This window comes from Candidatus Nitrotoga fabula, assembly GCF_905221025.1.
GTDB lineage: Bacteria > Pseudomonadota > Gammaproteobacteria > Burkholderiales > Gallionellaceae > Nitrotoga > Nitrotoga fabula.
In genome coordinates this window covers 1-14,642 of sequence record NZ_CAJNBL010000007.1, presented here as the reverse complement: position 1 = coordinate 14,642, position 14,642 = coordinate 1, and the positions used below count along the sequence as shown (strand labels likewise).

Genomic DNA, 14,642 nt, shown 5'->3' with positions numbered 1-14,642 from the left:
GGCATATCAGAAGATCTTTTGTGCGTTTTTGGGAATCGTTCTATCGACCTTGGCGTTGGGCGAAAATCGAATGCATGTTCGGCCTGTAGCAGTAGTTGCTCAACCTAAAGATGTAACTTTAATCGCAGGGGTGCCAGATGCAGGAATATTCTCATATGAACTTGTAGGTGGCGAGTTTGAATACTTGGTGCAAAAAGGGGATTCCCTGACCAGTATTGGTGCGCGCCTGGGAGTGGAGCCATCTACTCTTGCTCGGATGAACAAAATTAAGAGAAACAGCCTGCTGTATCCGGGCAAGCGGTTGCAGATTGAGAACCGGCACATCGTGCCGGAACGACTGACAGATGGCCTGTTGATTAACCTGCCACAGCGGCTTCTGTATTATTTTGGGTCAGGAACGCTGATCGCTCATTACCCAGTAGGCCTGGGTTCGTGGGCCTGGCCAACTCCAACGGGCAGCTTCAATGTGCTTGATATTCAGGAAAACAAGGTGTGGTATGTACCTAAATCAATTCAGGAGGAAATGCGGCGAGAAGGGAAGCCTGTACGGGCACAAGTGCCCCCTGGGTCAGAAAACCCGCTGGGCAAGTTTTGGATCGGGCTTAGTCTGCCTGCAATTGGTATTCACGGAACTAATGCGCCAGCAAGTGTCTACCATTTTCAGAGCCATGGCTGTATTCGCCTGCACCCGGATGATATTGCTGCACTTGTTCAGCGGGTACGTAAAAATATGCAGGGCAAGATCATCTATGCACCGGTGTTATTGGCTCGTATAAGTGATGGACGTATTTTCCTGGAAGTAAATCGGGATGTTTATAGAAAGAATAGTGACCCGCTATCTGTTGTAGAACATTTAGCCCGCACCCAAGGGCTAACCGCCATGATTGACTGGGAAAAAGTGAGAGAAGTTATTCAATTAAAGGATGGGGTGGCTCGTGAAGTGGGGCTGCATACTCCAGTGCCATTAGGAGAAACGCAATGAACGAAATGAGAAAACACCAAAGCCGCCGTGAATTTCTAAGGTTTGGGTTGTTAGTGGCTGTTGCCGGGTTGGTGGCGCCGTTTCCCGCTCAGGCCGCAATGCGTGAAATCGCTGCCAGAGAACGCTCCCTGGCTTTGTATAATACACATACAGGGGAAAGCCTGAACACTGTCTACTGGGCAGAGGGTGCATATATTCCTCAAGCACTGTCCGAGATCAACTACGTTCTTCGGGATCATCGAAATAACGAAATAAAAAGCATATCCCCAGAGCTTCTTGATTTGGTGCGTGAGATTAACAGCATGGTCGGTGGAAACCAGCCTGTCCAGATTATTTCTGGGTATCGCTCGCCAACAACCAATAAAAAGCTTGCAGCTTTGAGCAATGGGGTGGCGAAACATAGCATGCATCTGGATGGGAAGGCGATTGATATCCGTGTTCCCGGGCGTGAGCTTGTGCATGTACGCAGCGCTGCTTTAAGACTGCAAGGTGGCGGGGTAGGCTTTTATCCCAAATCTGACTTCGTGCATGTGGATGTGGGTAGAGTACGGCAGTGGCAGGGTTGAGAACGGAATGGCGTTGTACAACCATACAGATAAGAGAAGCGGGGTAAATCAGAACAGACTTTAAGGTTTGTGACTATCACTGAAATAGTGGATCAGCGGACAATATGTCCCAGTCATGCCTGTGGTGACAATGGCAAAAACCTAAGGTCTGGGTAGCCCCAAGGAAAAACGCTTTATTTTCCTTGCGCTAATGACATGGCTTTTTGAAAATATTTAAATGCCTCGTCTGGTTGTTGCAGTTTTTCTGCCAAATGACCTAAGGTTGTATATGCATCGATACTTGGCGTGATGCTATTACTCGCATCCAGATAATTTTGGGCTTTGCTCCACAATTTTTGCTGAAGGCATAGTTTACCCAATACCAACAGCAACCCGGCATCATCCGGGTGTTGTTTAAGCCAGCGTTCAGCCTGTTCAATCTGGCACACTGTTTCATCTGCCAGGCAGTCTCCATACAGCAACACCAAATCCCGGTCCCATTCCTGGTTCAATTTATCCGTTACAATTTGTCTGGCGCTACGACAATCTCCCTGATAGATCAGGGCACGTGCTATAGCTGCTACAACTTTTGGGAGTCTTTTGAATTCTTGAGGGCTATTTTTCCAAAGTGCTAACAGTGTCGGTGCATCCAGTGTGTGTGCGCGAATTTTTTCAAGCAAAGCCTGCTGGCGAATCTGCATGGCAGCGCTGGAGTCCATGGCGTCCTGCTTTTCCAGCTGATTGGTCATGTCCAGTACCGCATCCCAGTTGCCGGCCTGTTGCTGCGCGCGAAGTTCGAGCAGGAGTGCGCCCGTATGCCCTTTTACGCCGCTGTTACGCAATTCCGTCAGAGCATGAAGAGCGGCTTGCGGCTGGTGTTGATCGAGGCTGAATTTTGCCTGGGCCATTAAATGCATGGTAGATATTTCTGTTGACTTTCCATCGGATGCTGCGAGGTAGGTGTCACGTCTGCTGAATTCGCGCAGTTCATGTGCTGAGCGCGCTGCAATGACAGAGTTGAGGCTGGAGTTCTCGCCCAGCTTCATTGCCCGTACCGCTGCTTTTTCCGCAAGTGCATAACGTCCTTCGAAAAAAGCGTTCAGCGCTTCCATCATGGCAGCATGTGCTTTGCTGTGAGAGCGCTCAATTCGGGATTGACGTATATAGGCGGGGAGACGGATGGCAGAAAGAACCAGACGCACCGTGAAATATCCCATTATGAACAGGGTTAGCAATAATATCAGAAACAGGATAAGAGATATTTCAAGGCGGTAAGGTGGATATAAAAGCAGCAAGTACCCGGGATTCTGTGCAGCCAACTTCAATGCCACTGCTAGCGAGAATAATCCCAGCAGCCATACTAGGAATTTCATCGTGAAACCTTACCAAGAGAGGAGCGATAGTTCCGTACCGCTTCCAGACTTGCGCTTACATCAGGCAATTCGATGTCAATGCTGGACTCCCACAGACTTTGCAAGTTGAAAACGAAGAGTTTGCCAGCAGTGCTTGTGATGTCAAAATATTGTTCAACCCACTTTTTTGCTGTTTGCAAGTCATGCTTATAGATTGCTTCGTCGTGAGACAATAAAGCAAGGCGTGCAGATAGAAGGCGTAATTTCAAATTCTCCCGCAAAAAAAAACTTTGTGCGGGAGGTAGCAACGGAAGTTCATTTTTGTACATATTTTCAATACGCACAAAGCGCTTTATGTCTCCCCACATTTCGCGAATTAGTTTTTTCCATGTATTCTCTTCGCCTGCTGGCGGGACTATCGTGATTTCTTTTTCCAGAGAAGCGTGGGCGATATCCTGAATTAAAGGCAAACTGTCGATTTTTTCGATCAGGTTATCAAGGCGGAAGTTTATATCCTGCACGTCTACATCAGGTAGTGTGCGCAATTTATCGATGTCATGACTTATAGCTCTGCGCAATTCATTAAAAGCAGCACGATCCATGCGCTTCAGGCGATCATCAGCTTGCTGCAGGGCAATTAGAGCGGCCTTTACATTCGCAGAAAGTTGCAACTGTTGACCTGCGATCATCAGCATCTGTTCTACTTCCGCCAATACTGTTTCATCGCGACTTTCAGTCAGATCCTGATAGAAGGATTCCAGTGCAGCTCGCTGACTCTGCGCTTCGGCAGAGTGGGTTTCCAGTACGCTTACTTTTACAGAAAGTTCCCGCATGGATTCTTGTATCTGCTTCGTCAGGACCTGGTTGGCCTTATTATTGCCATCCATGTCAGCTAAACGGCGGGCTAAATCCTTTTGCATATCATTTAACTGCAAATGTGCGTCAAACCACTGCCATAAAAATACCGCCAGTATTACAGCCAGGAGTATCTGCTGAATACTCAGGCTAGCCAGGAATTTTCCTGCCGGAGTTGTCGGTGCAGTGGATCCCTCCTGCAATGGATCCGATGTGGCAGGGTGGGTTGGTTTAGGTGGAAATGCTTGACCGGTCATGATTTTTTTCCAGGTCTGCGTGAAGCATTATTTTGCGTATGTGCCCATGCGATTAAGCCAGACATCAAGCCGTCGTCTCCTGCACTTGTCAGTATCACATTGCTCCAGCCCAGCTGGTTCGCGACTTCGGCAATGCGAATGTGCGGGACAAATATGGGAACCATCGTGAGTTCTTGTTTCTCAATATTATTGACCATATCATTTAAATAACCCATTGCTTCGCTACTGGTTATGATAATGGCATCGGGGTGGGTTGCAATCAATTGGGTAGCGTCCTGAGTTGGTTTATTGCGCTGGTAGCATGTGACATATTCTACCCGGGCGCCACGTGATTTCAGGGTGTCACCCAGTAACTCGCGCCCGCCATTGCCGCGAAAAATGACCACATTTTGGCCGGCAACGTGCTGTAACTCAGGCAATGCAAGCAAAGCTTCACTATCAAAACGGTCATGTGGTGCAAGAATGTTTTCAAGGCCGTAACCACGTAATGCGCGTACGCTCCCCTGTCCTACAGTTGCAATTTTTAATGAGGCTGGAAATTTTACTTGCCGCCTAATGTCGATTTCTTCTTTTTTCTCGTCTGTATTCAGGATGGCTTGCATGCCATAAAGTACAGCATTGGGGCTGATAAAAATTGCCAAGTTAAATTCGTGGAGACGCTTAGCGAGCGAATATAAAGGTGCCAAGTCAAGCACCGGGCTGATTTCCAGCAGGGGGAAAAGCGTGGCATGGCCCCCTGCCATTTCAATGCACTGGGCCAATTTTTCTGCCTGCCCGCGCGGGCGGGTTACTACAATATTCAGGCCGGTTAGTGGTCGTTTTTGCATTATTTTCTGCAGCAATTCTGGTTGCCTTGCAGAGGCCGAGCGGGGACGAAAAAGGGGATCAGGCAAAAATGATCCCCACATTTCCATGGAGTAGGAGTCTTCATCTGATTAAAATGAATGGCCATTCGCTATCCGTGCCACTTGCTTTAAAAAAGCTTATTTTAAATCCTGAGATGCGAGAATTTCTTCTGCTCCTTGCATGCGCAAAGCTTGTGCCACAGCATTGCCCAATGCTTCTGGATCATCGGTCGTACCATATAATTCAGCGTGCGCCATACGTTTTCCATCAGGGCTTCCGACAAAGCCACGCAAGCGGAGTTTACTGTCAATAATTTCGGCAAAACCGCCTAGTGGTACCTGACAGTTGCCTGCAAGCGCACGGCTTAAGGCTCGCTCCGCTTTGACACATGCCGCGGTATCGGCATCATGCAGCGGTCTGAGCAATACCTCCAAATCCGGGCGTGAACTGAGGCATTCGATAGCAAGCGCGCCTTGGCCTACTGCTGGTAGACTGCTTTCAGGGGAAATGAAAGCACGGATACGATCGTTCAAGCCTAAACGCTTCAAACCGGCAGCAGCAAGGATGATGGCAGAGTACCTGCCCTCATCCAGTTTGCGTAAGCGTGTCTGCACATTGCCGCGTAAAGATTCAATCTTCAGATGCGGAAAACATGCGCGTAACTGGCTCTCACGACGCAAGCTTGAAGTCCCGACTATGCTTCCAGGAGGCAGTTCTTCAAGATTAGCATACAGGTTGGATATGAAAGCATCGCGTGCGTCTTCCCGCTTACTAATGCAGGCGATCATAAATCCTGGTGGTAAATGCATAGGAACATCCTTTAGCGAATGTACCGCAATATCTGCCCATCCATCCTGTAATGCGGTTTCAAGCTCTTTTACGAATAAGCCTTTGCCGCCGATTTTTGAGAGAGTTACATCAAGAAGCTGGTCTCCCTGAGTCGTCATGCCCGATATGCTGATTTCGGTTTGTTGGTATAATGCGCGTAGCTGGTCACGGATAAATTCTGCCTGCCACATTGCCAACGCGCTTTCACGTGATACGATCACAAGTTTTGCGGGGGCGGTTTGCGCCTGAGATACCTGATTCATTTGTTTTCCTGAATCTTTAGTTAAAAATCCGATTGTGCCGAATTCTAACATGAGCCTACTGTGTACGCCTTAACCGTATGATGTGGAAAAACCTGTTTTAAAGATGAATACCATGAACCTGCCAGCCATTCCTGCCGATCTTTCCTTTAAAGACATGCCGTTACGTGAAGATATTCGTCTGCTCGGACGTATCCTTGGTGATACATTGCGCGAGCAGGAAGGGGAGAGAACCTTTGATATAGTCGAAAACGTTCGGCGCTGCGCCGTGTTGTTCAGAAAGACCCAGGATGATCGCGATGGTCAGCAATTGGAATCAATCCTCGATGCCTTGTCCCCTCGTGATACGTTGTCGGTGGTCAGGGCCTTCAGTTATTTTTCACAACTTTCCAATATTGCTGAAGATCTGCATCACAACCGCCGCCGTCGCGCCCACTTTACAGCGGGTTCTCCCCCACAGGAAGGAAGTCTGCAACTTGCACTCGACCGGATACAAGAAAAGCATATTTCTGCTGAGACGATACAGGCTTTTTTTGATAAGGCACTAATTTCCCCTGTTCTTACAGCGCATCCAACCGAGGTGCAGCGGAAGAGCATTCGAGATTGTCAGCTGATTATTGCCAGTCTGCTATCCGATCGGGATCGGATCAATATGACTCCTGACGAACTGGCTGACAATGAAGAAGCGTTGCGCCGGTTCGTGCTGATCTTGTGGCATACCCGTATGTTGCGAACATCGAAGCTAACCGTGCCGGATGAGGTAAAGAATGGGTTGGCGTATTACCGCTATACTTTTTTCAGCGAAATACCCAAGATTTATGCCAGCCTTGAAAAACAGATAGAAGATCGTTTCGGTAAACGGTTGCACATCCCTCCGTTTCTGCGTGTTGGCAGCTGGATTGGTGGCGACCGTGATGGTAACCCATTTGTTACCCATCAGGTTATGCTGGATACAGTAATGCGTCATTCAGCTACCACACTGGAATATTATTTGTCGGAAACCCATCTTCTTGGAAAGAGACTGAGTCTTTCTACCCATTTGGTGAATGTTAGCAAGGAACTGGAGGAATTTGCCGCTCAGTCACCAGATAAAGCGGTAAGCCGTGAAGATGAGCCATACCGTCGGGCATTGATTTCCGTATATTCGCGTTTAGTCGCAACATCAAAACAGTTCGGACATCATGTCAAGCATTTGCAGCCGGTTGGTCAGAATGCCAAGCCATATGCAGATGCGCAAGAGTATATAGCTGATCTCGATATTATTATTCATTCGCTTGAGCAGCACGGCGCGTTATATCTGGCACGTGGACGAGTGGCTTGTCTTCGCCGTGCTGTAGAGGTGTTTGGGTTCCATCTTGCTCCACTCGATATGCGTCAGCATAGCGGGGTGCATGAGCAAGTGATTGGAGAGGTTCTTGCTATCGCAGGTAATTCCAATTATGCCCATCTGGATGAAGCAGGCCGCTGTAGTGTATTGATTGCTGCATTGCAGGCAGGAAAGACATTGGTCAATGAACTGGAAGGATATTCAGATACGGTAAAAAGTGAACTGCAACTGATGCAAGTCGCAGCAAAAATTCACAGTCAATTCGGGCATGTTGCGCTACCCAATTATATTATCTCCAAAACGGATGCAGTAAGCGATCTACTTGAAGTGGCTTTAATGCTGCAACAGGTTGGTTTGCTGGAAAATCGTGATCGTCTGCATGTAAATATTATTCCGCTATTTGAAACGATTGCTGATTTGCGTTCCTGTGGGAAGATTATGCATGAACTGTTTTCTCTCCCGTTTTATCGCGAATTGCTAAAAAGCCGTGGCAATACACAGGAAGTCATGCTCGGTTATTCAGATAGCAATAAAGATGGCGGCTACCTCACTGCCAATTGGGAACTATATAAAGCGGAACTGGAGCTGGTTAACGTATTTGAAAAACATGGTATTGAGCTGCGACTTTTCCACGGGCGGGGCGGCACAGTAGGACGTGGCGGAGGACCGAGCTACGAGGCAATTCTTGCGCAGCCACCAGGTAGCGTAAATGCTCAGATTCGCATTACTGAGCAGGGCGAGGTAATTGCCAGTAAATATTCCGATCATGAGATCGGAAGGCGTAATCTGGAAATTCTTATCGCTGCCACCATGGAAGCAACACTTCTGCACCCTCAGCACGACCAAAACAACAGCGTTATGCCCGAATATCTGCGAATCGGGGAGGAACTTAGTTCGGATGCTTTTGCATCCTATCGCCAATTGGTGTATGAAACTCCTGGATTCAATGATTATTTTTTTGCATCTACGCCTATACGTGAAATTGCGGAACTTAATATTGGTAGCCGACCCTCTTCGCGCAAGGCTACCAACAACATTGAGGATTTGCGCGCCATACCATGGGTCTTCAGCTGGAGCCTGAACCGCATTTTATTGCCGGGCTGGTATGGGTTTGGCAGCGCGGTTCAAAAATTTGTCGCAAGGGAAGGCGAATCCGGGTTACAGCAGTTGCAAGCTATGTATAAGAACTGGGCATTTTTCCGTGGTCTGCTTTCCAATATGGACATGGTTCTGTCCAAGACGGATATGGGCATTGCCTCACGTTATGCCGAACTGGTGCCGGATGAAACGTTGCGTCACTCCATCTTCAGTAGAATTGAAGAGGAATGGCAATGTACTGTGGATATGCTGTTTGCCATTACCGGCGCAACTACCTTGCTGGAAAGTAACCCAACCCTTGCGCGCAGCCTGGCTACAAGGACTCCATATATAGACCCGCTTAATCACCTGCAGGTGGGACTATTGCATCGCCACCGTTCCGGTGATACGAACAATCTTGTGAAGCGTGCAATTCATCTGACGATTAATGGAATTGCAGCAGGATTGAGGAATAGCGGCTAATCGGTAATGCTTGCAATGTTTGTTTGTAAATATTTTAATTATACAGTTTAGCCATATTTTTGCACAAAGTGAATGAGCGAGAGCCTGTTCTTATGTGTTTTTGAGTTAAATATAATTGTTTGATGCCAATTTCTTCGGCATCCGGATGGATCTGTTTGTATTTATCTCGGTTGTAAGCTATTTTGATGAGTTGCTACTCAGGATAAGAAACGATGACAACGCAAGACAATAAAACCTGGTCGGGGCGATTCTCCGAACCTGTTGACGAATTGGTGAAGCGTTATACTGCTTCAGTGGAGTTTGATAAGCGACTGGCGCCATTTGATATTCAGGCTTCGCTTGCTCATGCAACGATGCTTGAGGCTTGCGGTATCATTGCGACGCAGGATTTGACCGATATTCGCAGAGGCTTGATGCAGATCAAACAGGAGATTCTTGAAGGGAAATTTTCCTGGTTGCTGGATCTTGAGGATGTGCATCTTAATATAGAAAATCGCTTAACCGCGCTAGTTGGCGATGCGGGCAAGCGCTTGCATACAGGACGTTCCCGCAATGACCAAGTGGCAACAGATGTGCGCCTATATTTACGTCATGCTATTGATGAGCTGCAAGAGGGGATCCGCGATCTGCAATACTCCATACTGGATCTTGCTGCCCGGCACATTCGAACCATAATGCCGGGTTATACCCATTTGCAGGTTGCACAGCCAGTGAGTTTCGCACACCACCTGATGGCATATTTCGAGATGCTTAAGCGTGATGCGGAACGTATTGCTGATTGTCGCAAGCGAGTGAATCGTTTGCCGCTTGGTGCAGCTGCACTTGCAGGTACCAGTTATCCGATCAAGCGGGAGATGGTTGCCGAGCTTCTCGGTTTTGACGGGGTGAGTGAAAACTCGCTGGATGCGGTATCCGATCGGGATTTTATTATTGAATTTACCGCGTGTGCAGCATTAATCATGACACATTTGTCTCGCTTTTCCGAAGAACTGATCCTCTGGATGAATCCCCGGCTGGGTTTCATTGATATCGCCGATCGTTTCTGTACAGGCTCTTCAATAATGCCCCAGAAAAAAAATCCAGATGTGCCTGAGCTAGTGCGCGGTAAAACAGGCCGGGTGAACGGCAATCTTGTAAGCTTGCTAACTTTAATGAAAAGTCAGCCACTTGCCTATAATAAGGACAACCAGGAAGACAAAGAGCCCTTATTTGACAGTGTTGATACCCTAACCCAGACCTTACGTATCTTTTCTGACATGGTAAGGGGAATTACGGTCAAGCCGGATGCTATGCGTAGTGCTGCGATGCAGGGTTATGCCACGGCTACTGATCTGGCGGACTATCTTGTGAAGAAAGGTCTGCCTTTTCGCGATGCGCATGAAGCGGTTGCGCTGGCAGTACGTTTTGCTGAACAAAATAGTTGCGATCTGAGTGAATTAACGCTGGAGAAATTAAAAGAGTTTTCCCCCCTTGTTGCGGATGATGTTTATTCTGTGCTTACACTGGAAGGTTCTCTGGCCAGCCGTGATCATATCGGTGGCACAGCACCCAGGCAGGTTGAGGCAGCCATTACCAAGGCTCGCAAGGATCTGGAAGGATGAATTAAATAAAAAAAGGCGACCAGAAGGTCGCCTAAAATATGCGTCAAGCGCACGTATTTATGAATTGAGCAGCTTCTGAAGATCTCCGCTCCTATACATTTCACTGATGATGTCAGAGCCACCAATAAAATTGCCATTGACATAGAGCTGAGGAATCGTTGGCCAGTCTGAGTATTCCTTGATTCCTTGACGGATTTCTGGGTCAGAAAGTACGTCCACGCTAAATAGTCCCGTTACGCCACATGCCTTGAGAATTTGCACTACATTGGCGGAAAATCCACATTGAGGAGCCCCCGGGGTGCCTTTCATATACAGCACAATAGGGTTGCTGGTAACTTGTTGCTTGATGAGCTCTTGTACGTCCATATATACCCTCGATAATTTAGTTAATGATTAACCGAAGCATATTATCAGCACGTTTGCAGCCGGGTCAAGAATTCGCAGATTTAAAAGTAAAGCTTGATTAACAGGATGCAGGTACAGGCTGCGCAGTATTCATCAATTTATTTTTGGATGTAAAATCATGGCCATATATAAATTATCCATGTCAGTGCAGTATGCAACTGATAGGGGTAGCCTGCCCACACGCCCGCAGTTTCGTCGTTGGGTTAAAGTAGCGCAGCAGCGCAATCTTCAAATTGTCCTGCGTATCGTAGATGAACAGGAAGGCCTTGCGCTGAATTCAAAATATCGAGGCAGGAATTATGCAACGAACGTGCTTACGTTTACATATTCCGATAATGAATTTTCTCCAGGAGGCATGGATATACAGTACGGAGATATTGTAATCTGCGCGCCGGTGGTGGAGCGTGAAGCCAGTGAGCAAGGCAAGGCTTTGCAGGCGCATTATGCTCATCTTGTTATTCATGCTACCCTGCATTTGCAAGGGTATGACCATGAAAGTGAACATGATGCAGTACGGATGGAGGCATTAGAGAGCAAGTTGATGGAAAAATTAAAATATGCCAATCCATATTGAAGGATGCCCTTCGGTACGGGTGTTTCTACTATTTTAAAGATGCGGCATATTGATTTGAATGCAGAAAATCTCCTGGTGCAGACGGGAATGGGCAGGGTGCAACAAGTTTGTTTGCAGTTAACGTGATAATATCCACAATTTCATACCTTCATTAACTTAAAGGAATTCTGCATGTTCTCCAATCAAAATACCATTGCTCATGCTGACCCTGAATTATGGGTGGCGATCCAGAGTGAAAGTCGCCGTCAGGAAGATCACATTGAACTGATTGCATCGGAAAATTACACCAGCCCGGCAGTGATGGAGGCTCAGGGGAGCAAGCTGACGAACAAATACGCTGAAGGATATCCAGGAAAGCGTTATTACGGCGGATGTGAATATGTGGATATAGCGGAGCAGCTGGCGATTGACCGTGTGAAAGCTTTATTTGGTGCAGAATACGCCAATGTGCAACCCCATTCCGGTTCACAAGCCAATCAGGCGGTTTATATGTCGGTGCTTAAGCCTGGGGACACCATCCTTGGGATGTCGCTTGCACATGGCGGTCATCTGACCCATGGCTCATCGGTAAACGTGAGTGGCAAATTATATCGCGCTATCGCTTACGGCTTGAATGAAAATGAAGAAATTGACTACGATGCAGTAGAAAAACTGGCCCAGGAGCATAAGCCCAAGATGATCGTTGCGGGTGCTTCTGCTTACGCACTGGTGATTGACTGGAAGCGGTTTCGCGCCATAGCGGACAGCGTGGGCGCATATTTGTTCGTGGATATGGCACATTACGCAGGTTTGATTGCTGCTGGCTGTTATCCCAGCCCGGTTGGAATAGCCGATTTTGTTACCAGTACTACGCATAAGACTTTGCGCGGTCCGCGGGGAGGAATTATCCTGGCCAAGGCAGAATTTGAGAAGCCACTGAATTCCACGATATTCCCAGGAATTCAGGGAGGACCTCTGATGCATGTGATTGCTGCCAAGGCTGTAGCGTTTAAGGAAGCAATGAGCAAGGAATTCAGGGAATACCAGAAACAGGTGATTGACAATGCCAGGGTAATGGCGAAGGTGCTGCAGGAACGCGGTTTGCGTATCGTGTCCGGTCGTACCGATTGTCATATGTTTTTGGTAGACCTGCAATCTATGAATATAACCGGCAAGGAAGCTGAAGCGGTGCTGGGTCGTGCCCATATTACTGTCAATAAGAATGCAATTCCTAATGATCCACAGAAACCTTTTGTTACCAGTGGAATTCGGATTGGCAGTGCGGCTATGACTACTCGCGGTTTTAAGGAGCTGGAGGCAGAACAGCTTGCGCATTTGGTCGCAGATATTCTGAATGCGCCTAATGATGATGTGGTGATTGTACGAGCAGTAGCAGGGGTGAATGAATTATGCGTGAAATTTCCGGTATATGGATAAACCGTACCAGAAATAAAGCGTGCAAGAAAGGAACCGTGGTTTCGCGATTTTTTTGTTTGAGCCGCGTCCTGATGTTGAGTACCTCAATCCATGCTGTGTTTGTCTGGAGCATTTTCAATGTTCTTGTGCGGGCTGGTATCAGGTTTGACCGTGTGATAGCTTGTTTCAGGAAAAATAGGTCGGTTGTATAATGCAAGCAAGTATATATGTTGTCCGAACAGGATAGCAGGTGGATGGCAGTTGCTCTGCAACTGGCTGAGCGCGGCCTGTATACCACCTGTCCGAATCCAAGGGTTGGCTGCGTGCTGGTTCGCGATGGCCAGATTGTCGGGGAAGGATGGCATAGGTATGCAGGAGAGCCACATGCCGAGATACATGCTTTGCATGCCGCCGGTCAATCTGCGCGTGGGGCAACTGCCTATGTTACGCTGGAACCCTGTAGCCATCATGGACGTACTCCTCCCTGCGCCGATGCCCTGGTGAGTGCGGGAGTCAAGCGGGTGGTGGCCGCAGTCAAAGATCCGAATCCGCAGGTAGCAGGTCAGGGTATGAATAAGCTGCGCGCTGCAGGTATCGAGATTGATTGCGGGTTAATGGAAAACGTAGCCCGTGAATTGAATATCGGTTTTTTTTCGCGTATGTCACGCGGATTACCCTGGTTACGAAGCAAAATCGCCATGAGTCTGGATGGGCGCACAGCGTTGAGGAATGGCGCAAGCCAGTGGATATCCTGCACAGGTTCACGGCAGGATGTACAGCGCTGGCGCGGGCGCTCCTGCGCGGTGCTTACCGGAATTGGAACGGTACTGGCGGATGATCCCCGCCTTACTCTGCGCGAACCACAGCTGACCGCGCAGGAATCTGAAAATGGTAACCGTAAGACCCGATCTGTTTCGGGTTCTCTTCGTGTAGTGCTGGATAGCCGACTTCAGTTGCCGGTCACCGCTCGTATTTTGCACGGTGGCAATGTGCGGGTTTACACGGTGACGCATGATTCACAGAAAATTGCTGCCCTTGAAAAAGTGGGGGCGCAAGTTGTTGTGTTGCCAGATGTCAGTGGCCGTGTGGATTTAAATGCAGCCTTGCGTGATCTGGCTGCAAATGGCTGTAACGAAGTACTGGTCGAGGCGGGGGCGGTTTTGAATGGTGCTTTGCTTCAGGCTGGGCTTGTGGATGAATTATTGATTTATGTGGCACCTCAGCTGCTGGGGGATATGGCTCGTGGCATAGCGGAATTGGGTGAATTGACCAGATTGGATCAACGCATAGAGCTCGAATGGCAGGATGTGCGAAATGTCGGCATGGATTTGCGTATCCTGGCTCGTGTGAAGCGCAAATAAAAAATACCAGGTAGTGACCATTCCGTTGTTACAGGGAAAATTCATTCGATTACTCAGGTTCATGATTTTTGCAACTTAAATATAAACGTTCCTTTTAGAATCTGGCTGAAGTTAATTTAGTTTCCTGCCTTAGAGAAAAACTGTACGAAATGACTTTTGCATTTGACGGGAATGCGTGTTCTGACTGCGTGATGGTGTACATATTGGCGGGCATAGGATTCATTAGGTCAAGCTTCTGTCATGATGTACAAATAGTTTGCCGGATGGGCGTTCATAAAATGACTGGCATACCTGATATGCCGAAGTTATACCGAAACGGGAGAAATTTCTGTATTTAGTATCAGGTGGCCCGTAAAAATATTGATCCGGCCTTATAAAGATTGAACTTTTAAGTATTCGGTGTCTCCAAACGAGCATGGAAAAAGAAGACGCGCGATACCAAACGCTGGAACAGTTGCACGAGAGGCGAAAGCAAGTCATCCGGCTGCACAAAA

Annotated in this window: 12 protein-coding genes; 7 read left to right on the top strand and 5 right to left on the bottom strand. The window is 47.9% G+C overall.

Features of this window, described 5'->3' with window-relative positions; all coding sequences use genetic code 11:
* Positions 1–70: 70 nt before the first annotated feature.
* Together KJA68_RS02655 and mepK are read left to right on the top strand one after the other, a co-directional pair.
* Entirely contained in the window at positions 71–982 is a 912-nt protein-coding gene (locus tag KJA68_RS02655; RefSeq protein ID WP_213035384.1) for a L,D-transpeptidase family protein, read from the top strand.
* A complete protein-coding gene (gene mepK, locus KJA68_RS02650; RefSeq protein ID WP_246487036.1) occupies positions 979–1,548 on the top strand; it encodes a peptidoglycan L,D-endopeptidase MepK in 570 nt (189 codons plus the stop codon). The genes KJA68_RS02655 and mepK overlap by 4 nt, the downstream gene beginning before the upstream one ends.
* A gap of 173 nt (positions 1,549–1,721) precedes the next feature.
* Here mepK and KJA68_RS02645 read toward each other — a convergent pair whose 3' ends face one another.
* The 4 genes from KJA68_RS02645 to hemC all read right to left on the bottom strand — a co-directional run bounded on the left by KJA68_RS02645 (position 1,722) and on the right by hemC (position 5,928).
* Positions 1,722–2,900 carry a heme biosynthesis protein HemY gene (locus KJA68_RS02645; RefSeq protein WP_213035383.1) on the bottom strand — a complete coding sequence of 393 codons (1,179 nt, stop codon included), beginning with the start codon at positions 2,898–2,900 and terminating at the stop codon, positions 1,722–1,724.
* Positions 2,897–3,991: a uroporphyrinogen-III C-methyltransferase gene (locus KJA68_RS02640; RefSeq protein WP_213035382.1), complete on the bottom strand. Its 1,095-nt coding sequence runs from the start codon at positions 3,989–3,991 to the stop codon at positions 2,897–2,899. Before KJA68_RS02640 ends, KJA68_RS02645 begins: the two co-directional genes overlap by 4 nt.
* Positions 3,988–4,818, bottom strand: coding sequence for a uroporphyrinogen-III synthase (locus tag KJA68_RS02635; RefSeq protein ID WP_213035381.1), 831 nt, complete (start codon positions 4,816–4,818; stop codon positions 3,988–3,990). Before KJA68_RS02635 ends, KJA68_RS02640 begins: the two co-directional genes overlap by 4 nt.
* A gap of 156 nt (positions 4,819–4,974) precedes the next feature.
* Entirely contained in the window at positions 4,975–5,928 is a 954-nt protein-coding gene (gene hemC, locus KJA68_RS02630) for a hydroxymethylbilane synthase (RefSeq protein WP_213035380.1), read from the bottom strand.
* A 112-nt stretch (positions 5,929–6,040) separates the two neighbouring features.
* On the opposite strand from hemC, the gene ppc reads away from it, so the two are divergent.
* Positions 6,041–8,812: a phosphoenolpyruvate carboxylase gene (gene ppc, locus KJA68_RS02625; RefSeq protein ID WP_213035465.1), complete on the top strand. Its 2,772-nt coding sequence runs from the start codon at positions 6,041–6,043 to the stop codon at positions 8,810–8,812.
* Positions 8,813–9,024: 212 nt separating this feature from the next.
* Positions 9,025–10,413 carry an argininosuccinate lyase gene (gene argH, locus KJA68_RS02620; protein ID WP_213035379.1) on the top strand — a complete coding sequence of 463 codons (1,389 nt, stop codon included), beginning with the start codon at positions 9,025–9,027 and terminating at the stop codon, positions 10,411–10,413.
* A 57-nt stretch (positions 10,414–10,470) separates the two neighbouring features.
* Here the strand turns inward: argH and grxD are convergent, their stop codons facing one another.
* Entirely contained in the window at positions 10,471–10,779 is a 309-nt protein-coding gene (gene grxD / locus KJA68_RS02615; RefSeq protein WP_213035378.1) for a Grx4 family monothiol glutaredoxin, read from the bottom strand.
* A 157-nt stretch (positions 10,780–10,936) separates the two neighbouring features.
* Between grxD and ybeY the strand changes: the two genes are divergently transcribed.
* From ybeY to ribD, 3 genes are all read left to right on the top strand, one after another.
* Positions 10,937–11,392 carry an rRNA maturation RNase YbeY gene (gene ybeY, locus KJA68_RS02610; protein WP_246487035.1) on the top strand — a complete coding sequence of 152 codons (456 nt, stop codon included), beginning with the start codon at positions 10,937–10,939 and terminating at the stop codon, positions 11,390–11,392.
* Between the two features lie 171 nt (positions 11,393–11,563).
* Positions 11,564–12,808, top strand: a complete 1,245-nt coding sequence (gene glyA / locus KJA68_RS02605; RefSeq protein WP_213035377.1) for a serine hydroxymethyltransferase — start codon at positions 11,564–11,566, stop codon at positions 12,806–12,808.
* A 206-nt stretch (positions 12,809–13,014) separates the two neighbouring features.
* A complete protein-coding gene (gene ribD, locus KJA68_RS02600) occupies positions 13,015–14,148 on the top strand; it encodes a bifunctional diaminohydroxyphosphoribosylaminopyrimidine deaminase/5-amino-6-(5-phosphoribosylamino)uracil reductase RibD (RefSeq protein WP_213035376.1) in 1,134 nt (377 codons plus the stop codon).
* Positions 14,149–14,642 lie beyond the last annotated feature (494 nt).

Coding starts and splice junctions, on each gene's coding strand:
- KJA68_RS02635 (WP_213035381.1), bottom strand. CDS start 4,818: ATGCAAAAACGACCACTAACCGGCCTGAATATTGTAGTAACCCGCCCG.
- ribD (WP_213035376.1), top strand. CDS start 13,015: ATGTTGTCCGAACAGGATAGCAGGTGGATGGCAGTTGCTCTGCAACTG.
- argH (WP_213035379.1), top strand. CDS start 9,025: ATGACAACGCAAGACAATAAAACCTGGTCGGGGCGATTCTCCGAACCT.
- hemC (WP_213035380.1), bottom strand. CDS start 5,928: ATGAATCAGGTATCTCAGGCGCAAACCGCCCCCGCAAAACTTGTGATC.
- grxD (WP_213035378.1), bottom strand. CDS start 10,779: ATGGACGTACAAGAGCTCATCAAGCAACAAGTTACCAGCAACCCTATT.
- KJA68_RS02640 (WP_213035382.1), bottom strand. CDS start 3,991: ATGACCGGTCAAGCATTTCCACCTAAACCAACCCACCCTGCCACATCG.
- mepK (WP_246487036.1), top strand. CDS start 979: ATGAACGAAATGAGAAAACACCAAAGCCGCCGTGAATTTCTAAGGTTT.
- KJA68_RS02655 (WP_213035384.1), top strand. CDS start 71: ATGCATGTTCGGCCTGTAGCAGTAGTTGCTCAACCTAAAGATGTAACT.
- ppc (WP_213035465.1), top strand. CDS start 6,041: ATGAACCTGCCAGCCATTCCTGCCGATCTTTCCTTTAAAGACATGCCG.
- ybeY (WP_246487035.1), top strand. CDS start 10,937: ATGGCCATATATAAATTATCCATGTCAGTGCAGTATGCAACTGATAGG.
- KJA68_RS02645 (WP_213035383.1), bottom strand. CDS start 2,900: ATGAAATTCCTAGTATGGCTGCTGGGATTATTCTCGCTAGCAGTGGCA.
- glyA (WP_213035377.1), top strand. CDS start 11,564: ATGTTCTCCAATCAAAATACCATTGCTCATGCTGACCCTGAATTATGG.